The following is a 25,201-nucleotide window of genomic DNA, read 5'->3' as shown; positions in this document are numbered from 1 at the left end:
CGCCGCCCGCCCAGTGGGTTTTGGCGGAACATGGCAGGTCAGCGCGCTATGGTCTGCCGGATACGGCCGATCGTCGCAGCGACGCCGGTCCATTCCGGCTTGCCGGGGGCGAATTGCCGCCTGAGGAAGCCGACCAGCTCGGCGACCTGGCCGTCGCTCATGCTGTCCTTGAAGGGTGGCATGTAGCCGAGATCGGTGACCGCGGGCTTGGCGATGCCGTGCAGGATCACCTGGATCAGGTTGTCGGGCACCTCGCTGTGCAGATTGCTGTTCAGCGCCAGCGAGGGCCGGCTGCCGAACAGCGGGGGACCTCCGACCTCGTGGCAGACCGCGCAGGCGCCCTGGTAGATCCGGGCGCCGGCGGACGTGGCTGACGTGACGGCGGTCGTGGCCTCGAGCCTTGCGGCCAGGGCATCGTGGGCCGGCCGATCGGCGGCCTCGTTGAACGAGGCAAGGTAGACCGCCATCGCGCGGATGTCCTGGTCGGGCAGCGCGGCTAATTCCTTGACCACCGGTGCCATCGGGCCCGCGGCAACGCCATGAAGGCGGGACTCGCCGGTGCGCAAGTAAGCGTACAGCTCGTCCTCGCTCCAGGGGATCGGCGCCTTCGACAGCGAGGTCAGCGCCGGCGCCTCCCAGCCCTCGGCAAAGCCGCCGGCGAGATAGGCGGCCTGCCGTTCGGCACCGAGCGCATTGCGCGGCGAGTGACAGGCGCTGCAATGGCCGAGACCCTCGATCAGATAGGCGCCGCGATTCCACACTTCGGATTTGGCGGGATTGGGCTGGAACGTATCCGGTTTGTGGAACAGCGCATTCCATCCGGCCAGCAGCGGACGCAGGTTGAATGGATAGGCGAGGGTGTTCTGCGGCGTCTCGGCGCGCACGGGCGCCTGCGCCATCAGGTAGGCATAGAGCGCCTGCAGGTCGGCGTCGCTCGCCTTGGCAAAATGCGTATATGGAAACGCGGGGTAGAGATGCCGCCCGTCGCGGTGGATGCCCTCGCGCATCGCGCGCTCGAAGGCGGGGTAGGACCACGCGCCGATGCCGGTCGCGACATCGGGCGTGATGTTGGTGGTGTAGATGGTGCCGAACGGCGTCTCCAGCGGGCGGCCGCCGGCGTTCAAGATGCCATGCTCGGAGGTGTGGCAGACCGCGCAGGCGCCGAGCGCCGCAAGCTCCTTGCCGCGCGCAATCGTCGCGGCGGAAAACACTGATGCATCGGGCTGAGCAATCGGCGCAATAGCGCGCCACGGCAGCACGGCGGCACCGATGCCGATCGCCGCCGCGCACAGTGCCGCAACACCGGCGAGGATGCCGCTGCGTTTGACGATCGGGTTCTGCCATTTGTTGAGTTGCGCCGGCGCGGCAGGCGGCGGGAGCGGAGCGGGCGCCGAGGGCTGCTCGCCGTGCAATCCCTTCAAAATGCGTTCCGGCGTGAACGGCAGCTCGCGAAAACGCACGCCGGTCGCATCATAGATCGCGTTGGCGATCGCAGCCGCGCTCGGCACCGAGGCGGACTCGCCGACGCCGAGCGGCGGCTGATCCCGCCGCGGCAGCATCAGCACGTTGATCTTCGGCAGCTCCGGGAATTTGATGATGGGGTAGGCGCCCCATTCCCGCGCCGTCACCGCGCCGCGCTCGAAGGAGACTTCCTCCATCAGCGCGCGGCTGGTCGACTGGATGACGTTGCCTTCGATCTGGTGGCGCACGCCCTCCGGATTGATCATCAATCCGGAATCCTGCCCGGCGACGACGCGCGTCACGCTGACGTCGCCGGTCGCCTTGTTGACCGCGACGTCGGCGATCCACGCCGACCATGCCGCGCCATAGCCGGGAAACTTGCTGTGGACATAGAGCGCATAGGCAAAGCCGCGGCCGCGCACGATGTCGCCTTCTGCCTCCGGCTCCTGCCGCACCGGACGCGGCGTCCAGCCGGCGCGCTCGGCGACCGCGTTGACGAGATCGATCGCGCGCTTGTCCTTCAGGTAACGCAGCCGGTATTCGATCGGATCGACCTCGGCCTCGGCGGCAAGCTCGTCGATATAGGACTCGTGGGCAAAGGTGTTCGGCAGCGCCGAAACGCCGCGAAACCAGGACGCGCGCACGATCGGCGGCATGTCGTTGGCGACGACGCGCATGTTCTCGTAGTCGTAGGGCGGGATCGCGGTGCGATCGCCCATCTCGAACACGGCGGCTTCAGGCGCGATCCGCCCCGTCAGCAGCAGCGCCAGCGTCGGCGCACCGTTCGAGGGATAGCGCGTGGAGAAGTCATAACCGGCGACACTGCCGTCGGCATTGAGCCCGCCATTGACGTCCATCAATTGCGCGGTGCCCTTCGGCTCCCAGGCATGTTCCTGCTCGCGGGTGAGCTGCACGCGCACCGGGCGGCCGACGGCGCGCGACAGCAGCAGCGCGTCGGCGGAGACGTCGTCGGCGCAGTTGCGGCCGTAGCAGCCGGCGGCTTCCATCCTGATCACGTCGATCTCGGATTCGGGACGCTCGATCAGCAGCGCAAGATCGCCGCGCAGAATGTGCGGGTTCTGCGTGCCGGACCAGACCCGGATCGCGCCGTCGCCGTAATCGGCAACCGCGCAGGACGGGCCGATCGAGCCGTGCATCTGGTACGGCCAAACGTAGGTCCGCTGCATCGGCTTTGCGGCCGCCGCGATCGCGGCGTCGACATCGCCCTTGTCGATCAGCTGGCGCGGCGTCGACGGATTGGCACGCAGCGCCTGCTCGAGATCGCTGAGATCGGTCAACGCCGGCCCCGGTTTCCACGTCACCTTGAGCTGGGCCGCGGCCTTGATCGCGTTCTCCTCGCGCTCGGCGACGACGCCGACGAAATCGCCGATCCGCACCACCGCGACGAGGCCGGGGATGTCGCGCACCGAGGCTTCGTCGACCGCGAGCAGGCTGGTGCCGACGAACGGGCCGGCATCGACGCCGGCATAGGGCGGGCGGACGACGCGGCCGTGCAGCATGCCCGGCACCCGCACATCGTGCACATAGACCAGCTCGCCGGTGGCTTTCGCCGGCAGGTCGACGCGCGGCACCGATTTGCCGACGATGGAATAGGCACCCACGGCCTTGACCGGGACGTCGTCGGCAAGCTCCAACTGGATCGTGTCGTCGGCGATCAACTCGCCATAGCTGACGCTGCGATTGTCGTGGCCGCGGATCAGGCCGTCCTCGACCGTGAGCTCCTCGATCGGGAGCTCCAACCGCTCGGCTGCGCGCGCGACCAGAAAATGCCGCGCCTGGGCGGCGGCCTTGCGCAGCGGGACGGCGGTGATCTGGATGGTCTCGCTCGCGATCGTCGCGCCCTGGTTCGGCACCGTTGCGGTGTCGCCGAGGATCACGACGACGCGGGCAAAGGAGACGTCGAGCTCTTCGGCGACGATCTGGCCGAGCGCGGTGCGGATGCCGGTGCCGAGATCGACGTGGCCGTTATAGGCGTTGACCGAGCCGTCGGCGGTGATGCAGATGAAGGTCTCGAATGCGCCTTCGCTGCCCAGCACCGCAGGGCGCACGACCGACAGCGAGCCGCGCTGGCGTTGCTCCGTCACAGCCATCAATCGCGCGCCTCGAGCGCGTGGCCGGCGGCGCGCATCGCGGCACGGACAATTTCGATATGCGCGCCGCAGCGGCAGAGATTGTAGCGCAGTGCTTCCAGCACCTCGTGCTCGCTTGGCGCAGCGTTGCGCGCCAGCAGCGCCTTGGTGGTGATGATCATGCCGTTGAGGCAGTAGCCGCATTGCGCGGCCTGTTCGCGGATGAAGGCGTCCTGCACCGGATCGGGATGCTCGCGGCTGCCGAGGCCTTCGAGCGTCACGATGTCGCGCCCCACGCAGCCTTCGATCGGGATCACGCAGGACCGCGCGGCGACGCCGTCGATCAGCACCGCGCAGGCGCCGCACTCGCCGAGACCGCAGCCGTATTTCGGTCCGTTCAGTTCGAGATCGTTGCGCAGCACGTAAAGCAATGCGGTGTCGGGAGCAGCGTCGACATCATGGTTCCTGCCGTTCACGGTCAGGCGCATCGCCCTTGTTCTCCCTCGTGTTTGCGCTGCAACCCCGCGCGCGATCGCGAAGGAGGATAACGTTTGTATACAAACGTGCAAGCGGCGGCATGCCGCGCTGCAGCGCGTGCCCGCTTTATGAACAAGGCGGCTAGGCAAATGGGCTATTATTCGGCAGCGGCAGTTTTTCCGCGCATTGGCCGCTTGACAGGCCGCAAGCTCCCGCGCAGGATCATTCGTATACGAACGATATCACCGGCGGAGGCAAGCGAAGTATGATCGACCGCCGCCACAAGTCCAGGCTTGGTCACGATGGCTGACACAATGACCGTCGCCGCCGGCGACAAGATCCGCTGCGATGCCTGTCCGGTGATGTGCTACATCAAGCCGGGCGCGGCCGGTGCCTGTGACCGCTACGCCAATCATGATGGAACATTGGTCCGCGTCGATCCTCATGTCGTGCTGGAGCGCACGGTGTCGCATGGCGGCAAGCTGGTGCCGTTCCAGGTGAGCGGCGACTGGGACGGCAAGATCGTCCGCCAGCCCGACATCTTCGTCACCGCGATCGGCGCGGGCACGACCTATCCGGACTACAAGCCGGCGCCCTTCATCGTCTCGTCGGAGGTCGACGGCGTCGACATGGTCACGGTGGTGACCGAGGGCATTTTCTCCTATTGCGGCGTCAAGGTGAAGATCGACACCGACCGCTATCTCGGCCCCGAAACCGCTGTTGTCCGCGCCGACGGCGAGGCGGTCGGCCATGTCACGACCAGCGAATACGGCTCGCAGATGCTGTCGCTCGGCGGCGTGCATCATCTGACCGGCGGCTCGAAGAAGGAAGGCCGCGTCACCTGCGACACGCTGATGGACCTCTCCAACTGCAAGGCGGTGGAGCTGACCATCGACGGCGGTGCCACCGTGATCGTGCAGGCCGGCAAGCCGCCGATCGTCAACAGCGTGCCGGAAGAACGGATGCGGGTCGGCTGCGGCTCGGCGACCATCGGCATGTTCGCCAAGCAGTGGCACGGCAAGGTCGACGAGGTCGTGGTGGTCGACGACCACATCACCGGCGTGCTCAGCGAGCACCAGGCCGGAAAGCTGCTCGACATCGCCGACACCGGCATCAAGATGAAGGGGCGGCGCTCGACGCCCGGCCGTTATTTCCAGGTCGCCGATCCCGGCACCGGCTGGGGCGGCACCAACATTTCCGATCCCTTGTCGATCCTCGGTCCGTTCAATCCGAAGGAGGCGCGGCCGGGGTTGACCATGCTGATGGTCTCGACCACCGGCGAACACGCCTCCTACTACGTGCTCGACGAGGCGCTGCGGCCGGTCGAGACCGAGATGCCGGCGGATCTCAGATTTTCGGTCGAGCGCATCCAGGAGAATTGCGAGCCGGCGCTGTGCACCGTGCTGTTCATGGGCGGCGCCGGTGGCTCGCTGCGCGCCGGCGTCACCGACAATCCGGTGCGGCTGACGCGCTCGGTCAAGGATGCACTGACGCGGGTGACCAGCGGCGGCGCACCGGTCTATGTCTGGCCCGGCGGCGGCATCACCTTCATGGTCGATGTCACGCAGATGCCGGCCGGCGCCTTCGGCTACGTGCCGACGCCGGCGCTGGTGGCGCCGATCGAGTTCACGATGCGGCTGTCTGACTATGCGGCGCTTGGCGGCCACATGGATTATGTCCGCCCGCTGTCCTCGCTGCGCGACAGCGCCGAGGTCCGGCCGATGCCCTACATTCCCGGACGGCGCGCATGACGCGGCTCCCGCAAATCGCGCTTCTCCCCGACGGCAAGCGGCTGCATTTGCAGGACGGTCCCATTGATCTGGTCATTGGAGCGAAGGGCAGGGACGCCGATGTCAGCGCCGCCTATCGGGCGGCGGCGGAACGGTTCACTGGCCTGCTGGATGAACTCTGTGCGGAGTTGCCTTTGTTACGCAGTGCGGCCGATCCACATCACTGCGCGCTGAAAGGCGTGGTCGCGCGGCGCATGCATGCAGCGGTCGCGCCATTTGCCGCCGACACCTTCATCACGCCGATGGCGGCGGTGGCGGGCTCGGTTGCCGAGGAAATCCTCGGTGCGATGCTGCGGGAAGCCACGCTCGATCGCGCCTATGTCAACAATGGCGGCGATATCGCGCTGCATCTCGCCGGCGGGGAGCAGTTCAGCGTCGGCCTGATGGATCGCCCGGACCGTCACGGCGTGATGCGCACCACGGCCATCGATGCCGACATGCCGGTGCGCGGTATCGCGACCAGCGGCCGGCACGGCCGCAGCTTTTCGCTCGGCATTGCGGATGCCGTCACGGTGCTGGCGGGCACGGCCTCGCGGGCCGATGCCGCGGCGACCATCATCGCCAATGCGGTCGATCTGCCCGGCCATCCCGCGATCGTCCGGCTTCCGGCGAACGAGTTGCAGCCGGACAGCGATCTCGGCGCGCGGCTGGTGACCCGCGATGTCGGGCCCTTGGCGGAACACGAGATCGAGCGGGCACTCGACGCGGGCGCGGCGCAGGCGCGCCTGCTCCTGATGTCGGGATTGATCGAGGGCGCGGCATTGCGTCTACTGGGCGAAACGCGGCTGGTCGGTGCAATTGGCGGCGAGGCGCCGGCATCGCACGCGTTTCAAGGAACAACGACACAAAACGTGCTGCAGGCATGACCGGGAGCGAGGCCAGATGAGCGCCGTCATTCGCAAGATCGTCACCGTGGTCGAGGAGACCCATCTGGAGATGGGCAAGACCATCGCGCCGCCGACCCGGCGTGCCGCCGCGATCGCCGTGATCGAAAATCCGTTTGCCGGCCGCTATGTCGAGGACCTGTCGCCGCTGATCGCAATCGGCGAGGAGCTCGGCGAATTGCTGTCGAAGCGGGCGGTGGCCGCACTCGGCATCGACGGCGCCAAGGCGCATTCCTACGGCAAGGCGGCCGCGGTCGGCGAAAACGGCGAGCTGGAGCATGCGGCCGCGATCCTGCATCCGAAGATGGGTGCGCCGGTGCGCAAGGTGCTCTCCAAGGGCGCCGCGCTGATCCCGTCGTCGAAGAAGCGCTCGGGCCCCGGCACCACGCTGGACATTCCGCTCGGCCACAAGGACGCGGCGTTCGTGCGCAGCCATTTCGACGGCATGGAGGTGCAGATCAACGATGCGCCGCGGGCCAACGAGATCATGGTCGCGGTCGCGGTGACCGACAGCGGCCGGCCGCTGCCGCGGGTCGGCGGGCTGACCGTGAACGAAATCAAGGGCGAAGACGGATTGCGATAATCTCTTTGAAGACAAACTGGAGGTACGGGATGCGTGGTTATTTCGTAGGGGCGGGTCTGGCGATCGCGGTTGCGACCATGGCGACCAGCGCTATGGCACAGAGCGAGATCAAGATCGGCGAGATCAATAGTTATTCCTTGCTGCCGGCGTTCACCGAGCCCTACCGCAAGGGCTGGCAGCTCGCGGTGGAAGAGATCAATGCCGCCGGCGGCATCAACGGCAAGAAGCTGGTCGTCGTCTCCAAGGATGACGGCGGCAAGCCGGCGGATGCGCAGACCGCGGCAAACGAATTGGTGTCGAGCGAGAAGGTCGCGCTGCTTGCGGGCACCTTCCTCTCCAACATCGGCCTTGCCGTCAGCGACTTCGCCAATCAGAAGAAGGTGTTTTTCCTCGCGGCCGAGCCGCTGACCGACGCCATCACCTGGTCGAAGGGCAACCGCTACACCTTCCGCCTGCGGCCGTCGAACTACATGCAGGCCGCGATGCTGGTGGAGGAGGCGGCGAAGCTCCCGGCGAAGCGCTGGGCGACGATCGCGCCGAACTATGAATACGGCCAGTCGGCGGTCGCGGTGTTCAAGAAGCTGATGTCGGAGAAACGGCCCGACATCCAGTGGGTCGACGAACAGTGGCCGCCGCAGGGCAAGATCGACGCCGGCCCGGTGGTGCAGGCGGTTGCCGCCGCCAACCCGGAGGCGATCCTCAACGTCACCTTCGGCGCCGACCTCGTGAAACTCGTCCGCGAGGGCAACACCCGCGGCCTGTTCAAGGACCGCAAGGTGGTCAGCTTCCTGACCGGCGAGCCCGAATACCTCGATCCGCTGAAGGACGAGACGCCCGAGGGCTGGATCGTCACCGGCTATCCCTGGTATTCGATCAAGACGCCGGAGCATGACGCGTTCCTGAAGGCCTACCAAGGCAAGTACAACGATTACCCGCGGCTCGGCTCGATCGTCGGCTACCAGACCATCAAGGCTGCGGCCGCGATCCTCGCCAAAGCCAATTCGACCGATCCGGAGCAGCTGATCACCGCGGCCGAAGGCATCTCGATGCCGTCGCCGTTCGGCGAGATCACCTTCCGCAAGATCGATCACCAGTCGACCTTGGGCGCCTTCACCGGCAAGACCGCGCTCAAGGACGGCAAGGGCATCATGGTCGATAGCGCCTATCGCAAGGGCTCCGACTATCTGCCCAGCGACGCCGAAATCGAGAAGCTGCGGCCGAAGGATTGAGACTGCAGACCTCTCCCTCTCCCCGCTCTTGCGGGGAGAGGGTCGGGGTGAGGGGCTGCCTCCACGAGTCGAACTTGCGGAGAGTCCCCCTCACCCGGATCGCTTTGCGATCCGACCTCTCCCCGCAAGCGGGGCGAGGTGAAGGGAACCTCTCCCTCGCCCCGCTCTTGCGGGGAGAGGGTTGGGGTGAGGGGCTTTCCCCACGAGTTGAGCTCGCGGAGAGTCCCCCTCACCCGGATCGCTTCGCGATCCGACCTCTCCCCGCAGGCGGGGCGAGGTGGAAGAGAGAACGCGGCGATCATGATCGACGCATCAACACCAACGCGGACCGCCCATGGCTTTTTACGTCGTCCAGTTCCTGACCGGTCTTGCCAGCGCGGCGTCGCTGTTCCTGGTCGCCTCTGGCCTGTCGATCATTTTCGGCGTGACGCGGATCGTGAATTTTGCCCATGGCGCGTTCTACATGCTCGGCGCCTATGTCGCCTTCACGCTGACCGAGCGTTTCTCGGGCGCGCTCGGTTTCTGGGGCGGCATCGTCGCCGCAGCGCTGGCGGTGGCGGTGATCGGCGTGCTGGTCGAGATGGTGCTGCTGCGCCGGATCTACCATTCGCCCGAACTGTTCCAGCTGCTCGCGACCTTTGGCCTGACGCTGACGGTCGAGGACCTCGTGGTGCTGATCTGGGGCCCGGACGATCTGGTCGGCCGCCGCGCGCCCGGCTTCAAGGGCGCGATCGATTTCTTCGGCCAGAACATTCCAAGCTACGATCTGTTCCTCATCGCACTCGGGCCGGTCGTGCTCGGCATTCTCTGGCTGCTGTTCCAGCGCACCCGCTGGGGCATCCTGGTGCGCGCGGCGACCCAGGACCGCGACATGGTGGCGGCGCTCGGCGTCAATCAGAAATGGCTGTTCACCAGCGTGTTTGCGCTCGGCGTCTTCCTCGCCGCGCTCGGCGGCGCGCTGCAGATCCCACGCGATGCCGTCAATCATGCGATGGACCTGCGTATCATCGTCGAGGTCTTCGTCGTGGTGGTGATCGGCGGCCTCGGTAGCATCATCGGCGCCTTCGTCGCCGCAGTCTTGGTGTCGGAGCTCAACGCCTTCGGCATCCTGATCTTCCCGAAGATCTCCATCATCTTGGTGTTCCTGGTGATGGCGGTGGTCCTGATCGTTCGTCCCTGGGGCCTGTTCGGCAAGCCGGAGGCGCCGGCGCGGCGCACGCCGGGCCTCACCGTCAATCCATGGCGGCCGCTGACCACGAACGAACGCTTCGCCGCGATCGCGGCGCTGCTGGTCGCCGCGGCGTTGCCAGTGCTCAACAGCCCGTATTTGCTCACGGTCGGCTCGGAGATCGCGATCTTCGTGATCTTCGCCGCCAGCCTGCATTTCCTGATGTCGGTCGGCGGGCTGGCGTCGTTCGGCCATGCCGCTTATTTCGGGCTTGGCTCCTACGGCGTGGCGCTGCTCGCCACCAAGGCGGGCCTGCCGATGATCGTCTGCCTGCTGCTCGGGCCGATCGTCGGGCTGCTCGGCGCGGCCGTGTTCGGCTTCTTCGCCGTTCAGCTTTCCGGCGTCTATTTTGCGATGCTGACGCTGGCCTTTGCCCAGATCGTCTGGTCGATCGCGTTCCAGTGGGTGTCGGTGACCGGCGGCGACAACGGCATCCTCAGCGTCTGGCCGGCGAGCTGGGTGGCGAGCCCGGCGCGCTTCTACTGGCTGGCGCTCGGCATTGCCGCGCTCGCGGTCGTCATTCTCCGCATCATCGTGTTCTCGCCGTTCGGCTTCGCGCTGCGCGCAACGCGCGACTCTCCGCTGCGCAGCGAGGCCATCGGCATCAACAGCAAGCGCATCCAGTGGACCGCCTTCGTGATCGCGGGCACCGTGGCCGGCGTCGCCGGCGCGCTGTTCGCCTACCTGAAGGGCAGCGTCTTCCCGGACAATATGGGCATCTCGCTGTCGGTGGATGCGCTGGTGATGGTGCTGCTCGGTGGCGTCGAGACGGTGTCGGGCGCGGTGATCGGCGCCATCGTCTACAAGGCGCTCAACATCTGGCTGGTCAGCCAGACCGATCTGTCAAAACTCGTGCTCGGCGGCTTCGTCGTGCTGATCGTGGTGGCCTTCCCGAAGGGCATCGTCGGTACGCTCGAGACCTTCCTGCATCGCCGGCGCAAGTCCGCGTCGTCGGCTTCGTCAGTGCTCACCTCCCGCATCGAGACCGCCGAATGAGCATGGCCCCCACATTGCTGTCGGTCGAGGAACTGACAAAGTCCTATGGCGGCGTGCATGCGATGCGCGGCGTCTCGTTCGAGTTGCGCGCCGGCGAGATCCTGGCGCTGATCGGGCCGAACGGCGCCGGAAAAAGCACCTGCTTCAACGCGCTGAACGGCCAGATCATTCCGGATTCCGGGCGGGTCCGCCTACTCGGCGAGGAGATCACCGGCAAGAAGCCGCGCCTGATCTGGCGGATGGGCGTCGGCCGCACCTTCCAGATCACCGCGACGTTCCCGACCATGACGGTGCGCGAGAACGTGCAGGTCGCGCTGGTCTCGCACGGCGGCGAGCTGTTCAACCTGTGGGCCTCGACCGCGCGCCACGCCCGCGACGAGGCCGGCCGGCTGCTCGATCTGGTCGGCATGGGCGCCTATGCCGAGCGGCCCTGCGGCGAGCTCGCCTATGGCGACCTCAAGCGGCTGGAGCTTGCGATCGCGCTCGCCAACCAGCCCAAACTGCTTTTGATGGACGAGCCGACCGCCGGCATGGCGCCGCGCGAGCGCGTCGAGCTGATGCGGCTCACGGCGCGGATCGCGCGGGAGCAGTCGATCGGTGTGCTCTTTACCGAGCACGACATGGACGTGGTGTTCGAGCATGCCGACCGCATCCTGGTGCTGAACCGCGGCAGCCTGATCGCCGAAGGCTCGCCCGAGGAGGTCCGCGGCAACGCCCAGGTGCAGGCGATCTATCTCGGCGAAGGCCTGGTCTACGACGCCCGGCACCGTGAGGGAGCCTCCGCATGAAGCTCACGGTGAACGACCTCAACAGCTTTTACGGCCCGGCGCACATCCTGTTCGATATTGCGCTGGAGGTCGGCGAGGGCGAGGTGGTGGCGCTGCTCGGGCGCAACGGCGCCGGCAAGTCGACCACGTTCCGCTCCATCGTCGGCCTGGTCGAGAACCGCTCCGGCCGCATCATGTTCGAGGGCAAGGACGTCTCGCGCGAGCCGACCCATGCGATCGTGCGCGGCGGCCTCGGCTATGTGCCGGAGGAGCGGCGCATCTTCACCGATCTGACGGTCGAGGAAAACCTCGAGGTTGGCCGCCAGCCGAAGCGGGCCGGCGCGCCGCAATGGGACCGCGAAAAACTGTTCAAGCTGTTTCCCAATCTCGGCGAGATGCGCAACCGGCCCGGCGGACGCATGAGCGGCGGCGAGCAGCAGATGCTGACGATCGCGCGCACTTTGATGGGCAATCCGTCGCTGGTGCTGCTCGACGAGCCGTCGGAGGGCCTGTCGCCAAAAATCGTCGAGCAGATGGTCGATGCGATCCTCGCCATGAAGAAGGAGGGCGTCAGCATTGTGGTCTCCGAGCAGAATTTGCATTTTGCCCGGCTGATCTCGGATCGCGCCTACATCATCGAGCGTGGCCGCATCTGCTTTGGTGGCACCATGGCCGAACTCGACGCGCGGCCCGATATCCGCGACGCGCATCTGTCGCTGTAGGGGCGAGGTAAGACCATGGCGAAGGCAGTTGCACAAAAGCGAAACGGCAAGGCCACCAAGCCGGGTTATGTGCTGGACGAGCAGATCGGATTCATCCTGCGCCAAGTGTCGCAGCGCCACGCCGTGATCTTTGCGCGCGAGATCGGCATCAACCTGACGCCGACGCAATGGGCCGCGCTGTCGAAGCTGGCGGAGGTCGGCGCCTGCTCGCAGAACCAGCTCGGGCGGCTGACCTCGATGGACGTCGCGACCATCAAGGGCGTGATCGACCGCCTGACGGCGCGCGGCCTCACGGAAACGTCGCCCGATCCCGACGATGGCCGCCGCCTGCTGGTCAGTCTCACCCGCGCCGGCCAGCAGATGGCCGAAAAGGCCGCTCCCCACGCGCACGCGATCTCCAAGGAGACATTGGCCCCACTCGACGCCAAGGAGCGCGAGACGCTGATCGCGCTGCTGAGCAGGCTGCGCTAACGCAAACGTTTCCGTCATTGCGAGCCAACGGGTCGCGCGAACGCGCGCCCGATGACAGGCTCCGCGAAGCAATCCATCGCTCCACATACGCGGAAGGATGGATTGCTTCGTCGCTTCGCTCCTCGCAATGACGGCTGAACCTACGCTGCCACGCCAAGCACCAGCGCGACGGCACCCACCAGCACCAGGCTGCCGGCCCAGACCGCATCCAGATTGAACCAGCTTCGCGATACGAATTTGAGGCCGAGGTATCGATAGACCAGCCACGCCAAACAGCCGCCGGCGATGATCATTGCGCCGGCATGGACCACGGAGACCAGCAGCGCCATCGTCAGGTTGGCATTGATCAGCGCGCCGGCGGCCGCGTGGCCGCGATCGGCATCGGCGGCCTCGCAGAGCCCGAGATAGATCGGCACCAGCATCAGCGCGGCGCCGTGGGCGATCGCGACCGCGAACGACCACAGGCCGAGCTGCGCCGGCGGGATCCGCGCCAGCGCCCGCGGATGGCGGCGGTCGACCAGCCGGAAGATGCCGAAGGCGATGACGAGCAGGCTCGCGGCGATCCGGATCGGGCGCTGCCAGTCGACCAGCGCGGCCAGCATCGCGAAGGGGAGGATCACCAGCAGCATCGCCAGCAGGTGACCGATCGCGAGCGGCCCGAGCGCGGCGACCAGCGCGCGCGAGCTTCTCTGCATCAGGCCGGCCGACACGGCGAGCGGCCAGCCCATTCCCGGGTTGATGCCGTGGTAGAGGCCGCTCGCGATCACCGCCAGCCACAGCCAGGCCAGCGTCCAGCCGGCCGCACTCACATTCAGACCGACGGATAGCAGAACGAGTCGGTCGAGCAGTCGCCGCCGTCGAGCCGGATCTGGTGCGCGCGATAGCCGTCGGGCAGGCCGACCCAAAAATCCCTGGCCAGTTCGAGGCCGCCATTGGCGCCGACATTCGCCATCACCTCGGCGCCAGGAATGCCCTGCGGATAAAACTGGTCGTCCCAGGTCGAGTACAGCGAATTGGTCCAGTACACCCGTTTGCCGTCGCGGCTGATCTCGACCATCTGCGGGCCGCCGGCAAAAGCCTGTCCGTTCGGATGCGGCGCGCGGCCGACGATGCCGCCGATCCGGACCGATCCCGAAAGCTTCGGCTTGCGCGGATCGGAGACGTCGTACTGGCGCATCTCGCCGGTGCCCCAGCAGGAGACGTAGAGGAACCGGTCGTCCATCGACAGGTCGATGTCGGTGACCAGCGGCGGCACCGCGCCAAAGCCTTGCAGCAGCGGCGGCAGCTTGTCCTTCGGTGCGGGCTCCGGCGGGATCGTCGCCGTCTTCTCGATGTGAAACTTGCCGCCCTCGCGCCACCAGGTCCAGATCGAGCCTTCGAGGTTGGTGGTGTCGACCACGACGCCGACAAAGCCGTGTTCGCGGATCGGATCGTGCGCCGGCCGCACCTCCAGCGCCATCTGGTGGTTGGCGCCAAGGTCGATGGTCTGGACGTTGCGGCGGGCGCGCAAATCCCAGAAGTGCAGGCGATGGCCGTATTTGTTCGACAGCAGATCCTCCGGCACGATGCCGTTCTCGAACTGCGGCGGCAGCGCCCATTCGCTGCTCACCATGTAGTCGCGCGGCAGGTTCCACCAGAAGTCATAATGCTTGGTCTGCGGGCCGCGATCGATCTCCCAACGGCCGAGCACCTCGAAGGTCTCACAGTCCATGATGAAGATGCCGGGTGGTCCGTCGGTGCCGTCCTTGCCGCCGCCGCCAAGCGTGGAGACATAGATGCCTTCCGGCCCGCAGTGAATGGTGTGCGGCCGCGAGTAGCCGGTCTTTTTGAAGACCTCTTCGGGCTCGATGATCTTGTGGATTTTTGCCTGTGTCGGATCCGGCTTGGTATCGACGATGTAGATCCGGGACGATCGCATGCCGGGGATGATGAGATAACGGCGCTCGAGGAAGGCGTGGCCGGCGAGCGGGGACAGCGCCGACGAGCAGGCGTTCCAGCCGAAATGGTGGAACTCGTCGCCCTTGTTGGGCATCCTCACGGTATGGACGATCTTGCTGTAGGTCGGCGAGCCGCGCTTGACGTCGATCACGGCGAGCGCATCCGGCTTGGAATGATCCGGACTGAGCAGCACGGTGTAGGCAAAATTCTCGACCGGCGCTTCCATCGCCAGCTTCGGCGAGGCGTGGAACGTGGGATCTGGCCTCATCGTCATCGGCTGCCCTCCTGATTGTGTGATGTGGATCAACACGGCACGGCGGCATGCAACGGCAGGAAACTTAAATCCGGATCGAAATGCCTCTTGCGAGTGCCGCCGGCTAAGGTTCGCTTGCCGGCAGACTACACCGCAACGGTGACAGCTGAAAACAAGCTTCGGTGACGACGCCGGCGCGGCAAAGCCGCGCGGCGCGGGGGCCGGTCAGCTGAGCTGGCACAAAATGCATCGCCGTCATCCCCGCGCAAAGGCTTCGCCTTTGTCGCTGGAGGTGCGAGCTCTTGCGAGCCTCGAAGGATGCACGGCCCGACTGTGGCCGATTCATCCTTCGAGGCTCGCAAGAGCTCGCACCTCAGGATGACCGGTTGGTTTGTTCAACTTTGCTCGGTGTCATCACCCGCGCATGCGGGTGATCCAGTATTCCAGAGGCAGTGGTGAATGAACCGAGAGGCCGCGGCGTACTGGATCGCCCGGTCCATGCGCGCAATCGCGCACAGGCCGGGCGATGACAGCGGTGGGTGAGGACAAAGCTTCACACCCTCTCAGGGTGACGGGTTGCCAATTGTGCGTCTCACTTCGCCACGATCTCCGGAACCTTGCCCGCGGGCGGCGTGTTGCGGCTGCGCTGGGTGCGGACGATGCCGTCGATGATGGTCATGCCGATGCCCGGGAGATCGCCGAGCTGCACGCTGTGCAGGATGTTCTTGCCGGGCGAATGCTGCGCCTTGTCCATCAGGACAAAATCGGCGGAACGGCCGACCTCGATCAGGCCGCAATCGAGCTCGCGCATCCGCGCGGTGTTGCCGGTGGCGAGGCAGAAGGCGAGCTCGGCGGGCAGGTCGCCGAGCGACGACAATAGCGACACCATGCGCAAAATGCCGAGCGGCTGCACGCCGGAGCCGGCCGGCGCGTCGGTGCCGAGGATGACGCGGTGCAAATCGCCCATCTCGCGCGCGGTGCGCAGCGTGAACAGCGCCGAGCGCTCGTTGCCGTTGTGCACCAGCTCGAGCCCGCGCTTGCAGCCTTCGCAGATGCAGCGGATCTGGTCGTCGGGCAGGGCGGTGTGGCCACCATTGATGTGGCCGACCACGTCGGTGTCGGCCTCCAGCACCACGTCCTTGTCGATCAGGCCGGAGCCCGGGATCGAGGGACCGCCGGTGTGGATCGTGCTCTGAATGCCGTATTTGCGCGCCCAGCCGACCATTTTCCGCGCGGTGGGGCCGTCTTTCACGCCGCCGAGCCCGACCTCGCCGAGCAGTTTCACACCGGCGGCGGCCATCTCCTTGAAATCGTCCTCGACCATCTCGCATTCGATCACCGGCGCGCCGGCATGCACCTTCACGCCGCCCGGCCGCAGCGTCCAGAACGCGCGCTGGGCGAAGATCGCCATCGCCTTGACGCCGATCACGTCGCGCGGCCGCCCGGGCATATGAACCTCGCCGGCGGAGATCATGGTGGTGACGCCGCCATGCAGATAGCTGTCGATCCAGTTGATCTGGTTCTGCCGCGGCGTCCAGTCGCCCGCCACCGGGTGGACGTGGCTGTCGATCAGGCCGGGGGCCACCGTGGTGCCCTTGGCGTCGACGATGGTGGTGGCACCCTCGGTGTCGACGTCCTTGAGACGGCCGATCGCGGTGATCTTGCCGTTCTCGGCGACGATGGTGTCGGCATCCAGGATCGGCTTCTCCAGGGCTCCCGACAGCAACAGCCCGATATTGCGGATCACCAGCTTGCTGGGGCCGGTGGCCTGGGGCGCGTCGTGAGCCATGGGTGGTTTCCTTCTGTTTATGGCGAAATTGCCCGGGAATTTGAGCCCGGCTTGACTTTTCGATCAAGCCGGATTATTCGTTTGTATACGAATGATCGTATACAAACGATCAGGCCGGTCAACAGGCTTCAAGCCCTTCAGCGAGCGGCACAAATCAGGGATTGGCGCGATGAGCAATTTCAACCAGGAAAGCGTCCTCAGCGTTCATCACTGGACCGACACGCTGTTCTCGTTCAAGACCACCCGCAGCCCCACCTTCCGCTTCCGCAACGGCGAGTTCACCATGATCGGGCTCAAGGTCGGCGAGAAGCCGCTGCTGCGCGCCTACAGCGTCGCCAGCGCCAATTACGAGGACACCCTCGAGTTCTTCTCGATCAAGGTCCCGGACGGCCCGCTGACGTCGCGCCTGCAGCACCTCAAGGAAGGCGACGAGATCATCGTCAGCCGCAAGGCGACCGGCACGCTCGTGATCGACAACCTCGAGGACGGCCGCAACCTCTATCTGATCGGCACCGGCACCGGGCTTGCCCCGTTCCTCAGCGTGATCAAGGATCCCGAGACCTATGACCGCTTCGAGAAGGTCGTGCTGCTGCATGGCTGCCGCCGCGTCAAGGAACTCGCCTATGGCGAGATGATCACGGAAAAACTGCCGAACGACGAGCTGATCGGCGAGCTGGTCCGCGAGCAGTTGATCTATTACCCGACCGTGACGCGCGATCCGTTCCGCAACCGCGGCCGCATCACCGACCTCATCACCACGGGCAAGTTGTTCGACGACATCGGCCTGCCGGCGCTCGACGCCGCGCATGACCGCGTCATGATCTGCGGCTCGCCGGCGCTGGTCGCCGATACCCGCACGCTGCTCAATGGCCGGGGTTTTGTCGAGGGCAATCACGGCGAGCCGGCGCAGTTCGTGGTCGAGAAGGCGTTCGCCGAGCGCTAGGGCCTCACCGCGGGCGTCTCGAGCTTCATGCCGCGTGCCCGCGACATCAGATACAATTCCAGCTCGACCAGCTCCGGCGAGCCGAAGTCGTAGGCCTGGGCGCGGATGCCGGTGATGCAGGCGCGTAAGCGCCGCTGCAGCGATCCGAGCGATTGCCATTCCAGCCGGTAGAGCGGATAGCCGGTCGGTTGTCCCTGCGTGATCGGCGCGCCGGCAAGCTTCTTGTCCCAGTTATCATCGTGACAATTGGCGCAGGCCAGGTTGAGCTGGCCCTGCCGCCGGGTGAATAACTCGTGCCCCTTTGCGACGAATGGCGCAAGCCCGGGATCGTCACCGGCCGCGATCGGCATGCCGCGCGACTGCTCGGCGACGTAGGCGGTCAGCGCGAGCAACTCGCGACTTTCGTAGGCGAGGGGCGGCGCTTGCTGATGATTGCTGCGGCAGAGGTTGATGCGGCCCTCGAGATCGACCGGCTTTCCCAGCGTCTTGTCGAACGCCGGATAGTGGGCAGCAATGCCCTTCATGCTGACCCGCGCGTCATTGTGGCAGTCGGCGCAGGACTTGCTCGCGGTGCCGGCCTTGCGCTGCCACAGCGCCTCGCCGTCGAGCACCCAGAGCATGCCGGGATTGGCGGTGTCATCGTCCTGCATCGCCTTGCTGTCCGGGCCCATGAAACTGTAGCCGGAGCGGCGTTCGGCTTGCGGGATCTCGGCGGCGAGCGCAGCCCCCGCCATCGCCGCCAGAATCGCGATGCAGGCGAAAAACTTCATTCGACCGTGATCGACGCCGACGCGGTCTCCGAAAACCCCTTGTCGCCGATCCACTCGAATTCGAACCTGCCGCTCTCGGTCACCGTGGTGAAGAAGGTGAGGAACGGATTGGCGGCGACGGCCGGATAGAAATCGGCGCGAAAGACTTCCGTGCCGTTGAAGCGGCAGGCGAAGCTCGTGATGATGTCGCGCGGCACCACCTCGCCCGACACCGTGTGGCGATAGCCGGTCTCCATGATGTGCGACATCAGCGTCTTGATCTCGATGACGTCGCCGCGCTTCGCCTTGGCCGGCACGTTGATCAGGGCCGATGGCATCAGATCGCCTCCTCGGTGCAGGCGGCGAGCGTCACCACGACGTCGGCGGTCGCCGACCAGAAACTGTCGTCGGAGAGCCGCGCGATCGCCGTCACCTTCTGGCTGTCGGCGAGGCGGATGCGGGTCGAGACCTGGGCGCGGCCGGCGCGCGGGCCGAGGTAGAAGTTGCCGATGTTCGGCTGCGGGTTCTTCTCGTTGAAGACGTGGATGCTCTTCACATACTCATTCGCCGTCATCGGGCTGCTGACGCTGACCGTCATCGGCACCGTGTTGCCGTTCTCGACCAGCGGCGGAATGTCGAGCTTGACCTTGCCGGTGCGCACATCGGCCTCGCCGACGACGTTGCGGATCGCCGCCGAGAGCATGGCCGGCGTGGCCTCCGCCGGGCGCACGATGACGATCGGAACCGCGCCCAGCACGGCAGCGCCGCCTGCAAGTCCGAGAAAGGTTCGACGTGTGGTGTGATCCGAATTCGCCATTGGTCTCAGTCCCGCAGTGTCACCAGATAGGCCACGATGTCCTCGATCTGCTCCGCCGACAGGATCGGCTTGCCGCGCCACGCATTGCCGACGCGCGAAAGCCCATCGACGCGATAGTAGGACGGCATGATCGTCGCCGGATTGAGATGCGCCGCATCGACCAGGCGGAGCCGCAATTGCCCTTCCGACCAGCGGTTGCCGCTGCCGGCGAGATTTGGCGCAAGGTCACCCTGGAACGCCTGCTCGGGAAATGGGCCGCTGTGGCAGAGGATGCAAGTGGAGGAACGCTCAACGATCAGCGCGCGGCCACGCGTTGCGTCGCCATTGGTTCCCGTCAGCGAAACCGGAATCGCATCGCCGACCACCACATACGGGCGCAGGCCGTCGGCGCGCACCGCGGGGCAGGCTGCGAGCATCGCAGCGGCGAGCAACGCGATGGGAGCGGACCTAGCCAAAGGCGTCTCCCGTGATGGCGTTGAACCAGGCCAGCGCCTCGTCGGCCTCGCGCTGGCGCACCTCGCGCGATGCCTCGACCGGGCTCGTGGTCACCTCGGCCTCGGCGTACAGATCGTCCTTTGGCTGATAGATGCCCTTCAGCGAGAACGCATAGCCCGGCGCGACCGTGTTGTAGCAGGCGCCGTCGAGCCGCGGCGGCTCCGGCGGCTTGCCGGCGAGCGCACCCACGATCGCCGCCGCACAGGCCCGGCCCTGCGCGGCCGCGGCGGAGGCGGATTTCGGAATCCCGCCGGCGATCGCGGCGTCGCCGATCACATGGATGTTGGGCACGAGCTTTGAGGCGAAGGTCACCGGATCGATCGGGCACCATCCGGTGCGATCGGCGGCGCCGGCGATCGCGGCGATGCGGCCGGCGCGCTGCGGCGGGATCACATTGGCAACCGCGGCGGTGTAGTTGCCGAAGTCGGTGACGATTTCATTGCTCGCCGGATTGACCGCGGTCACCCGGCCGCCCTGCGACAGCGCGATGCGCTCGATCATGCCGGGATAGAGCTCCGCCCATGCATGCTCGAACAGCTTTTGCTGCGAATAATTGTCCTTGGCGTCGAGCACCAGAATCTTCGAGCGCGGCTTGCGCGCCTTCAGATAATGCGCGATCAGGCTGGCGCGCTCGTAAGGCGCCGGCGGGCAGCGCAGCGGCGCGGCGGGGACCGCGATCACGACCACGCCGCCGTCGTCCATCGCCTCGAGCTGTCGGCGCAGCAGCAGCGTCTGCTCGCCGGCGGTCCAGGCGTGCGGCATCTTCGCGGACGCTGCCTCGTCATATCCTGATAAGGCGTCGAAACGCATCTCGATGCCTGGGGCCAGCACCAGCCGGTCGTAGGACAGCGTGGAGCCGTCGGCGAGACCAATCGTGCGCGCCGCTGCATCGACCTTGGTGGCCGCTTGCGCGGCGACAACAATGCCGTCGGCGGCGACCTTGTCATAGCTGAACTGCTGCGCCGAAAACTCGCGCAGGCCCGCGATCACCTCGTTGCTGAGCGGGCAGGCGGTGAAAATCCTGTTCGGTTCGATCAGCGTGACCTGCAGCTTCGGATCGAGCCGCCGCAGCGCCCGCGCGCAGGCGGTGCCGCCGAAGCCGCCGCCGATCACCGCGACCCGTGCAGTTGCTTGCGCCAGCGCCGGACGCGCCAATGCGGCCGCCGCTGCGACGGCAGCGGCGCCACGGACGACATTCCTGCGCGTCAGGCGACGCGTGACCACCATGCACGATAATCCGGAAAGCGAAGCAGCGGCCGAGCGGCCGCTGCTTCTGATGTCATCAGGCGAACGAGATGTTCTGGGTCCGCAGCGGGAAGCTCCTGATACGCTTGCCCGTCGCCGCGAAATAGGCGTTGAGCACCGCCGGCGCCGCGACGCCGATGGTCGGTTCACCGACCCCACCCCAGAACCCGCCGCTCGGCACCATCACCGATTCGACCTTGGGCATTTCGTTGATGCGCATCGAGTTGTAGGTGTCGAAATTGCTCTGCTCGATGCGGCCGTCCTTCACGGTGCAGCCGCCGTAGAACAGCGCGCTGAGGCCATAGACGAAGGAGCCGGCGATCTGCCGCTCCACCTGCGCCGGGTTGACAATGTAGCCCGGATCGGTGGAGGCGACGATACGATGCACCTTGATCTTGCTGCCGTCGGTCACCGAGATCTCGGCGGCGCCGGCGACATAGCTGCCATAGCCCATCACCTGCGCGATGCCGCGATAGACGCCCTTCGGCGCCGGCGTGCCCCAGCCGATCTTTTCGGCCACGGCATTGAGCACCGCCAGATGCTTCGGATGCTTGCCCATCAGCTTGCGGCGGAATTCGAGCGGGTCCTGGCCTGCAGCCAGAGCCAGCTCATCCATGAAGCATTCCATGTAGATCGCGTTGTGATTGACGTTGACGCCGCGCCAGAAGCCGGGCGGAACGTGTGGGTTGCGCATCGAATGCTCGACCAAAAGGTTCGGCACCGAATAGCCGATCGCGGCCTCGCCGGTCTGCGCGACGCCCTGGAACGCGGCGGGATCCATGCCGTTCTGCAGCGCTTCGGGGCGCACCGAGAACAGGATGGACTGGCCCGACAGCCGGTAGTGCAGTGCGATCAGATTGTTGTCGGCATCGAAGGCGCCGGTCAGCTTGCACTGCGTGATCGGGTGATACTTGCCGTGCTGCATGTCCTCCTCGCGCGACCACAGCAGTTTGATCGGCGTGCCCGGCATCTGCTTGGCGATCGCCACCGCCTGGCGGACATAGTCGGTCATGCCACGCCGGCCGAAGCCGCCGCCGAGCAGCAGCTTGTGCACGTCGACCTTCTCCGGCGGCAGGCCCGAGGCCTCGAGCGCCGCGGCGAACGCCGCCTCGCCGTTCTGCGTGCCGCACCACACCTCGCATTTGTCGGGCGTGTAGAGCACGGTGGCGTTCATCGGCTCCATGGTGGCGTGGTTCTGGTAGGGATAGCTGTAGACCGCCTCGACCTTCTTGGCCGCGCCGGCAATCGCGGCCTTGGCGTCGCCATTCTGGTTGCCGACATAGGCCGGCTGCGCATTGTCGAGACCCTCGGCCAGCCACTTCGCAATCGTCTCGCTGGAGACCTTGGCGTTGTTGCCTTCGTCCCAGACGATCGGCAGCGCGTCGAGCGCGGTCTTGGCGTGCCACCAAGTGTCGGCGACGACGGCAACCGCGCTGTCGCCGACCGGCACCACCTTCTTGACGCCCTTCATGTTGGCGATCTTGGCGGCGTCGAAGCTCTTCACCTTGCCGCCGAACACCGGGCAGTCCTTGATCGCCGCGTTCAGCATGCCCGGCAGCTTGACGTCGGCACCGTAGATCGTCTTGCCCGTGACCTTGTCCGCGGTGTCGAGCCGCTTCAGGCCCTTGCCGGCAATGGTCCAGTCCTTCGGGTCCTTCAGCTTGACGTCGGCCGGCGGCTCGAGTTTTGCGGCGGCTTCCGCAACCTTGCCGTAGGTCGTGGTCTTGCCCGAGGGCGTGTGGGTGATGACGCTGTTCGCTGCCTTGCATTCGGCGGCCGGCACCTTCCATTCGTTGGCGGCGGCCTGGATCAGCATCACGCGCGCGGTGGCGCCACCCTTACGGACATAGTCCTGCGAGGTGCGGATGCCGCGGCTGCCGCCGGTGGAGAAATCACCCCAGGCGCGCTTGCGGGCGACGCTCTCGCCCGGCGTCGGGAATTCGGTCGTGACCTTCGACCAGTCGCATTCGAGTTCCTCGGCGACGAGCTGGGCGAGGCCGGTCAGCGTGCCTTGGCCCATCTCGGAACGGGCGATGCGGATCACCACGGTGTCGTCGGGCCGGATCACCACCCAGGCGTTGATCTCGGGCGAGCCGTCGGCCGCGCGCACCACGGCGGGGCCGCCGAACGGAAGGTCGAGGCCGATCGCAAGGCCGGCGCCGGCAGCGGCGGTGCCGATCACGAAGGAACGGCGATTGAGTTTGACGTGCTGATTCATGGCTGCCCCCTTACGCGTTCGCGGCAGCATGGATCGCCTCGCGCACCTGTTGGAAGGTGCCGCAGCGGCAGATATTGGTGATGGCGTCGTTGATGTCGTCGTCTGTCGGCTTCGGATTGTCCTTCAACAGCGCCGCCACCGCCATGATCATGCCGCTCTGGCAATAGCCGCATTGTGGCACGTCGTTGGCGATCCAGGCCTGCTGCACCTTGTGCAGCGCGCCGCCCACCGCGAGGCCCTCGATGGTGGTGATGTCCTTGCCGGCGGCTTCACCGACCGTGACGCCGCAGGAGCGCATCGCCACGCCATCCATATGCACGGTGCAGGCGCCGCACTGCGCGATGCCGCAGCCGTATTTGGTTCCCGTCAGTCCGACATTCTCCCTGATCGCCCACAGCAGCGGTGTGTCGTCCTCGACGTCTACAGTGATTGTCTTGCCGTTGATTTTGAGGTTTGCCATCGCGGTCCCCTGATTGGTCCAATCCATCGATTGAACAGCGGCGCGGAATTTGGCCTCGAACCTGGAACGGTTCAAATCAAGAAAACGCGTTTTCTGCGCGGAAGAAAGTTGTTGCCGCGGTGTTTGGCCGCAATCGGAAATTGCAATCCTGTTATGCTTTTTTCGGAGGGGCCACTGCGAGGCGCAGGAAGCTCATCACGCTGCCGAGCGCGGCAAAGCCGGCGCCAAGCGCCAGCGCGACGGTCGCGCCCTCGCGGTCGGCCAGCGCGAAGCACAGCGCGGCAAGCGCGGCGCCGGTGGTCTGCCCGATCAGTCGCGCCGTGGCGACGATGCCGCTGGCGCTGCCGCCGCGATGCGGCGGTGCGCTCGACATGATCGCCTTCATGTTGGGGGTCTGGAAGAAGCCGAAGCCGATGCCGCAGATCATCGTGCGCCAGACGATGTTGGCGACGCTGGGCTCAGCCGGCAGGGTCGCCAGCAGCACCATGCCAATCCCGAGCAGCACCATGCCGATGCCGCCGAGGATGCCGGCCGGATAGCGGTCGGACAACCGGCCGCCGATCGGCGCCATGAAGGCGACCACCAGCGGCCACGGGGTCATGAAGAAACCGGTCTCGACCTGTGAGCGGTGCAATATGTCCTCGAAGTAGAACGGCAGCGACACGAAGGCGAGGCCCTGCACAGCGAATGAGCAGACCGCGGTGGCGGCCGACAGCGCGAAGATCGGCCGGCGGAACAGGTCGATCGGCAGCATCGGCGCCGGATGATCGGCGTGCCGCCGGATCAGGATCCAGCCGAACAGCACGGCGCCGACGAGTTCCGTGATGACGAGCGCAGGCGCTGCCTTGTGCGCGGCGCTGCCGATCCCGGTGATGAACAGGCCAAGGCAGGCGGAGGCGAGCGCGGCGCCGGTGAAGTCGAAGCTGTGGGTGGCGCGCGGCGTCGGCGGCAGCGTCTTCAGGCCGATCAGGATCGCGATGATGCCGAAGGGAATGTTGACGGCGAACAGCCACGGCCATGGGCCAAGCGCCAGAATGCCCGAGGCAATCGTCGGTCCCAGCGTGAAGGCGGTGGCGACGACCAGCGCGTTGTGGCCGAAGCCGCGGCCGTGCATCTTGCTCGGATAGACGAAGCGCACCAGCGCGGTGTTGACGCTCATCATGCCGCTGGCGCCCAAGCCTTGCAGGGTCCGCGCCACCAAAAGGCTCGGCAGCGACCAGGCCAGCGCGCAGCCCAATGACGCCAATGTGAACAGCAGCAGGCCGCAGAGATAGATGCGCTGGTGGCCGACGATCTCGCCGAGCGCGCCGAGCGGCAGCAAGGTCGCGACCAGGGCGATCTGATAGACATTGACGACCCATACCACTTCGGCGGGGCTGACCTGCAGATCGGTCGCGATCGCGGGCAGCGCGATGTTGGCGATCGCGGTGTCGAGCGAGGCCATTGCCAGCGCCGTGAAGATCGCCGCCACCGCCCAGCGCCGCCGTTCCCACGGCAGTCCATCGCTGACGGGCGCCGCGGCTGCGCCGGTGATCGGGGTCTTTTCGAGCATGTCCGAAATTGTCTCCGGGCTGGCATGTACTACGCCGGCCCCGC

Annotated in this window: 22 protein-coding genes; 9 read left to right on the top strand and 13 right to left on the bottom strand. The window is 66.4% G+C overall.

All coding sequences use genetic code 11. The features are described from left to right. Positions 1 to 38 precede the first annotated feature (38 nt). Together CI41S_RS41055 and CI41S_RS41050 are read right to left on the bottom strand one after the other, a co-directional pair. A complete protein-coding gene (locus tag CI41S_RS41055) occupies positions 39 to 3,572 on the bottom strand; it encodes a molybdopterin cofactor-binding domain-containing protein (RefSeq protein WP_139864631.1) in 3,534 nt (1,177 codons plus the stop codon). Continuing rightward, positions 3,572 to 4,039, bottom strand: a complete 468-nt coding sequence (locus CI41S_RS41050) for a (2Fe-2S)-binding protein (RefSeq protein WP_139864630.1) — start codon at positions 4,037 to 4,039, stop codon at positions 3,572 to 3,574. Before CI41S_RS41050 ends, CI41S_RS41055 begins: the two co-directional genes overlap by 1 nt. 291 nt (positions 4,040 to 4,330) lie before the next feature. On the opposite strand from CI41S_RS41050, the gene CI41S_RS41045 reads away from it, so the two are divergent. From CI41S_RS41045 to CI41S_RS41005, 8 genes are all read left to right on the top strand, one after another. Beyond that, the gene (locus tag CI41S_RS41045; RefSeq protein ID WP_139864629.1) at positions 4,331 to 5,779 is read left to right on the top strand and encodes a 6-hydroxynicotinate reductase; all 1,449 of its coding nucleotides are present in this window, start codon (positions 4,331 to 4,333) and stop codon (positions 5,777 to 5,779) included. Further along, positions 5,776 to 6,684, top strand: a complete 909-nt coding sequence (locus CI41S_RS41040) for a UPF0280 family protein (protein WP_139864628.1) — start codon at positions 5,776 to 5,778, stop codon at positions 6,682 to 6,684. The genes CI41S_RS41045 and CI41S_RS41040 overlap by 4 nt, the downstream gene beginning before the upstream one ends. A 16-nt stretch (positions 6,685 to 6,700) precedes the next feature. Beyond that, entirely contained in the window at positions 6,701 to 7,285 is a 585-nt protein-coding gene (locus CI41S_RS41035; protein ID WP_139481629.1) for an amino acid synthesis family protein, read from the top strand. A gap of 29 nt (positions 7,286 to 7,314) precedes the next feature. Then, positions 7,315 to 8,514, top strand: a complete 1,200-nt coding sequence (locus CI41S_RS41030) for an ABC transporter substrate-binding protein (RefSeq protein WP_139864627.1) — start codon at positions 7,315 to 7,317, stop codon at positions 8,512 to 8,514. A 334-nt stretch (positions 8,515 to 8,848) separates the two neighbouring features. Beyond that, complete coding sequence (locus CI41S_RS41020; protein ID WP_139864625.1) at positions 8,849 to 10,738, top strand: ABC transporter permease; 1,890 nt, start codon at positions 8,849 to 8,851, stop codon at positions 10,736 to 10,738. Then, positions 10,735 to 11,526, top strand: coding sequence for an ABC transporter ATP-binding protein (locus CI41S_RS41015; RefSeq protein ID WP_139864624.1), 792 nt, complete (start codon positions 10,735 to 10,737; stop codon positions 11,524 to 11,526). Before CI41S_RS41020 ends, CI41S_RS41015 begins: the two co-directional genes overlap by 4 nt. Then, positions 11,523 to 12,227 carry an ABC transporter ATP-binding protein gene (locus CI41S_RS41010; RefSeq protein ID WP_139481625.1) on the top strand — a complete coding sequence of 235 codons (705 nt, stop codon included), beginning with the start codon at positions 11,523 to 11,525 and terminating at the stop codon, positions 12,225 to 12,227. Before CI41S_RS41015 ends, CI41S_RS41010 begins: the two co-directional genes overlap by 4 nt. Positions 12,228 to 12,242: 15 nt before the next feature. Beyond that, positions 12,243 to 12,698 (top strand): MarR family winged helix-turn-helix transcriptional regulator, encoded by a 456-nt coding sequence (locus CI41S_RS41005; protein WP_139864623.1) that lies wholly within the window; start codon positions 12,243 to 12,245, stop codon positions 12,696 to 12,698. Positions 12,699 to 12,838: 140 nt separating this feature from the next. Here the strand turns inward: CI41S_RS41005 and CI41S_RS41000 are convergent, their stop codons facing one another. The 3 genes from CI41S_RS41000 to CI41S_RS40990 form a co-directional block, all read right to left on the bottom strand. Further along, positions 12,839 to 13,507: a hypothetical protein gene (locus CI41S_RS41000; RefSeq protein WP_139864622.1), complete on the bottom strand. Its 669-nt coding sequence runs from the start codon at positions 13,505 to 13,507 to the stop codon at positions 12,839 to 12,841. Positions 13,508 to 13,509: 2 nt separating this feature from the next. Next, the gene (locus tag CI41S_RS40995; RefSeq protein WP_139864621.1) at positions 13,510 to 14,910 is read right to left on the bottom strand and encodes a selenium-binding protein SBP56-related protein; all 1,401 of its coding nucleotides are present in this window, start codon (positions 14,908 to 14,910) and stop codon (positions 13,510 to 13,512) included. A 571-nt stretch (positions 14,911 to 15,481) separates the two neighbouring features. Next, the gene (locus tag CI41S_RS40990; protein ID WP_139864620.1) at positions 15,482 to 16,678 is read right to left on the bottom strand and encodes an amidohydrolase family protein; all 1,197 of its coding nucleotides are present in this window, start codon (positions 16,676 to 16,678) and stop codon (positions 15,482 to 15,484) included. Positions 16,679 to 16,847: 169 nt separating this feature from the next. Here CI41S_RS40990 and CI41S_RS40985 point away from each other — a divergent pair, with 169 nt between their 5' ends. Then, positions 16,848 to 17,621 (top strand): ferredoxin--NADP reductase, encoded by a 774-nt coding sequence (locus CI41S_RS40985; protein ID WP_139481620.1) that lies wholly within the window; start codon positions 16,848 to 16,850, stop codon positions 17,619 to 17,621. Here CI41S_RS40985 and soxA read toward each other — a convergent pair. From soxA to CI41S_RS40945, 8 genes are all read right to left on the bottom strand, one after another. Further along, on the bottom strand, positions 17,618 to 18,391 hold the full coding sequence (gene soxA / locus CI41S_RS40980; RefSeq protein WP_139864619.1) for a sulfur oxidation c-type cytochrome SoxA: 774 nt from the start codon (positions 18,389 to 18,391) through the stop codon (positions 17,618 to 17,620). The genes CI41S_RS40985 and soxA overlap by 4 nt on opposite strands. Next, positions 18,388 to 18,708: a thiosulfate oxidation carrier complex protein SoxZ gene (soxZ, locus tag CI41S_RS40975; protein ID WP_139864618.1), complete on the bottom strand. Its 321-nt coding sequence runs from the start codon at positions 18,706 to 18,708 to the stop codon at positions 18,388 to 18,390. The genes soxA and soxZ overlap by 4 nt, the downstream gene beginning before the upstream one ends. Continuing rightward, on the bottom strand, positions 18,708 to 19,187 hold the full coding sequence (locus CI41S_RS40970) for a SoxY-related AACIE arm protein (protein ID WP_139864617.1): 480 nt from the start codon (positions 19,185 to 19,187) through the stop codon (positions 18,708 to 18,710). Before CI41S_RS40970 ends, soxZ begins: the two co-directional genes overlap by 1 nt. 5 nt (positions 19,188 to 19,192) lie before the next feature. Further along, positions 19,193 to 19,603 carry a sulfur oxidation c-type cytochrome SoxX gene (gene soxX / locus CI41S_RS40965; protein WP_139864753.1) on the bottom strand — a complete coding sequence of 137 codons (411 nt, stop codon included), beginning with the start codon at positions 19,601 to 19,603 and terminating at the stop codon, positions 19,193 to 19,195. A gap of 31 nt (positions 19,604 to 19,634) precedes the next feature. Then, positions 19,635 to 20,909 carry an NAD(P)/FAD-dependent oxidoreductase gene (locus CI41S_RS40960; protein WP_139864616.1) on the bottom strand — a complete coding sequence of 425 codons (1,275 nt, stop codon included), beginning with the start codon at positions 20,907 to 20,909 and terminating at the stop codon, positions 19,635 to 19,637. Positions 20,910 to 20,964: 55 nt separating this feature from the next. Continuing rightward, positions 20,965 to 23,145: a xanthine dehydrogenase family protein molybdopterin-binding subunit gene (locus tag CI41S_RS40955; RefSeq protein ID WP_139864615.1), complete on the bottom strand. Its 2,181-nt coding sequence runs from the start codon at positions 23,143 to 23,145 to the stop codon at positions 20,965 to 20,967. 10 nt (positions 23,146 to 23,155) lie between these two features. Then, on the bottom strand, positions 23,156 to 23,605 hold the full coding sequence (locus CI41S_RS40950; protein ID WP_172626772.1) for a (2Fe-2S)-binding protein: 450 nt from the start codon (positions 23,603 to 23,605) through the stop codon (positions 23,156 to 23,158). Positions 23,606 to 23,756: 151 nt separating this feature from the next. Further along, positions 23,757 to 25,157, bottom strand: coding sequence for an MFS transporter (locus CI41S_RS40945; protein WP_139864614.1), 1,401 nt, complete (start codon positions 25,155 to 25,157; stop codon positions 23,757 to 23,759). Between the last annotated feature and the right edge of the window lie 44 nt (positions 25,158 to 25,201).

Origin of the sequence: Bradyrhizobium ivorense (assembly GCF_900696085.1) — a bacterium.
GTDB classification, from domain to species: domain Bacteria; phylum Pseudomonadota; class Alphaproteobacteria; order Rhizobiales; family Xanthobacteraceae; genus Bradyrhizobium; species Bradyrhizobium ivorense.
This window is presented reverse-complemented; position numbering and strand designations above follow the sequence as displayed.

Excerpts from the sequence above, each read along its gene's own strand:
- CI41S_RS41055 (WP_139864631.1), bottom strand. The coding sequence starts at position 3,572 with ATGGCTGTGACGGAGCAACGCCAGCGCGGCTCGCTGTCGGTCGTGCGC.
- CI41S_RS41050 (WP_139864630.1), bottom strand. The coding sequence starts at position 4,039 with ATGCGCCTGACCGTGAACGGCAGGAACCATGATGTCGACGCTGCTCCC.
- CI41S_RS41045 (WP_139864629.1), top strand. The coding sequence starts at position 4,331 with ATGGCTGACACAATGACCGTCGCCGCCGGCGACAAGATCCGCTGCGAT.
- CI41S_RS41040 (WP_139864628.1), top strand. The coding sequence starts at position 5,776 with ATGACGCGGCTCCCGCAAATCGCGCTTCTCCCCGACGGCAAGCGGCTG.
- CI41S_RS41035 (WP_139481629.1), top strand. The coding sequence starts at position 6,701 with ATGAGCGCCGTCATTCGCAAGATCGTCACCGTGGTCGAGGAGACCCAT.
- CI41S_RS41030 (WP_139864627.1), top strand. The coding sequence starts at position 7,315 with ATGCGTGGTTATTTCGTAGGGGCGGGTCTGGCGATCGCGGTTGCGACC.
- CI41S_RS41020 (WP_139864625.1), top strand. The coding sequence starts at position 8,849 with ATGGCTTTTTACGTCGTCCAGTTCCTGACCGGTCTTGCCAGCGCGGCG.
- CI41S_RS41015 (WP_139864624.1), top strand. The coding sequence starts at position 10,735 with ATGAGCATGGCCCCCACATTGCTGTCGGTCGAGGAACTGACAAAGTCC.
- CI41S_RS41010 (WP_139481625.1), top strand. The coding sequence starts at position 11,523 with ATGAAGCTCACGGTGAACGACCTCAACAGCTTTTACGGCCCGGCGCAC.
- CI41S_RS41005 (WP_139864623.1), top strand. The coding sequence starts at position 12,243 with ATGGCGAAGGCAGTTGCACAAAAGCGAAACGGCAAGGCCACCAAGCCG.
- CI41S_RS40995 (WP_139864621.1), bottom strand. The coding sequence starts at position 14,910 with ATGACGATGAGGCCAGATCCCACGTTCCACGCCTCGCCGAAGCTGGCG.
- CI41S_RS40990 (WP_139864620.1), bottom strand. The coding sequence starts at position 16,678 with ATGGCTCACGACGCGCCCCAGGCCACCGGCCCCAGCAAGCTGGTGATC.
- CI41S_RS40985 (WP_139481620.1), top strand. The coding sequence starts at position 16,848 with ATGAGCAATTTCAACCAGGAAAGCGTCCTCAGCGTTCATCACTGGACC.
- soxA (WP_139864619.1), bottom strand. The coding sequence starts at position 18,391 with ATGAAGTTTTTCGCCTGCATCGCGATTCTGGCGGCGATGGCGGGGGCT.
- soxZ (WP_139864618.1), bottom strand. The coding sequence starts at position 18,708 with ATGCCATCGGCCCTGATCAACGTGCCGGCCAAGGCGAAGCGCGGCGAC.
- CI41S_RS40970 (WP_139864617.1), bottom strand. The coding sequence starts at position 19,187 with ATGGCGAATTCGGATCACACCACACGTCGAACCTTTCTCGGACTTGCA.
- soxX (WP_139864753.1), bottom strand. The coding sequence starts at position 19,603 with ATGCTCGCAGCCTGCCCCGCGGTGCGCGCCGACGGCCTGCGCCCGTAT.
- CI41S_RS40960 (WP_139864616.1), bottom strand. The coding sequence starts at position 20,909 with ATGGTGGTCACGCGTCGCCTGACGCGCAGGAATGTCGTCCGTGGCGCC.
- CI41S_RS40955 (WP_139864615.1), bottom strand. The coding sequence starts at position 23,145 with ATGAATCAGCACGTCAAACTCAATCGCCGTTCCTTCGTGATCGGCACC.
- CI41S_RS40950 (WP_172626772.1), bottom strand. The coding sequence starts at position 23,605 with ATGGCAAACCTCAAAATCAACGGCAAGACAATCACTGTAGACGTCGAG.
- CI41S_RS40945 (WP_139864614.1), bottom strand. The coding sequence starts at position 25,157 with ATGCTCGAAAAGACCCCGATCACCGGCGCAGCCGCGGCGCCCGTCAGC.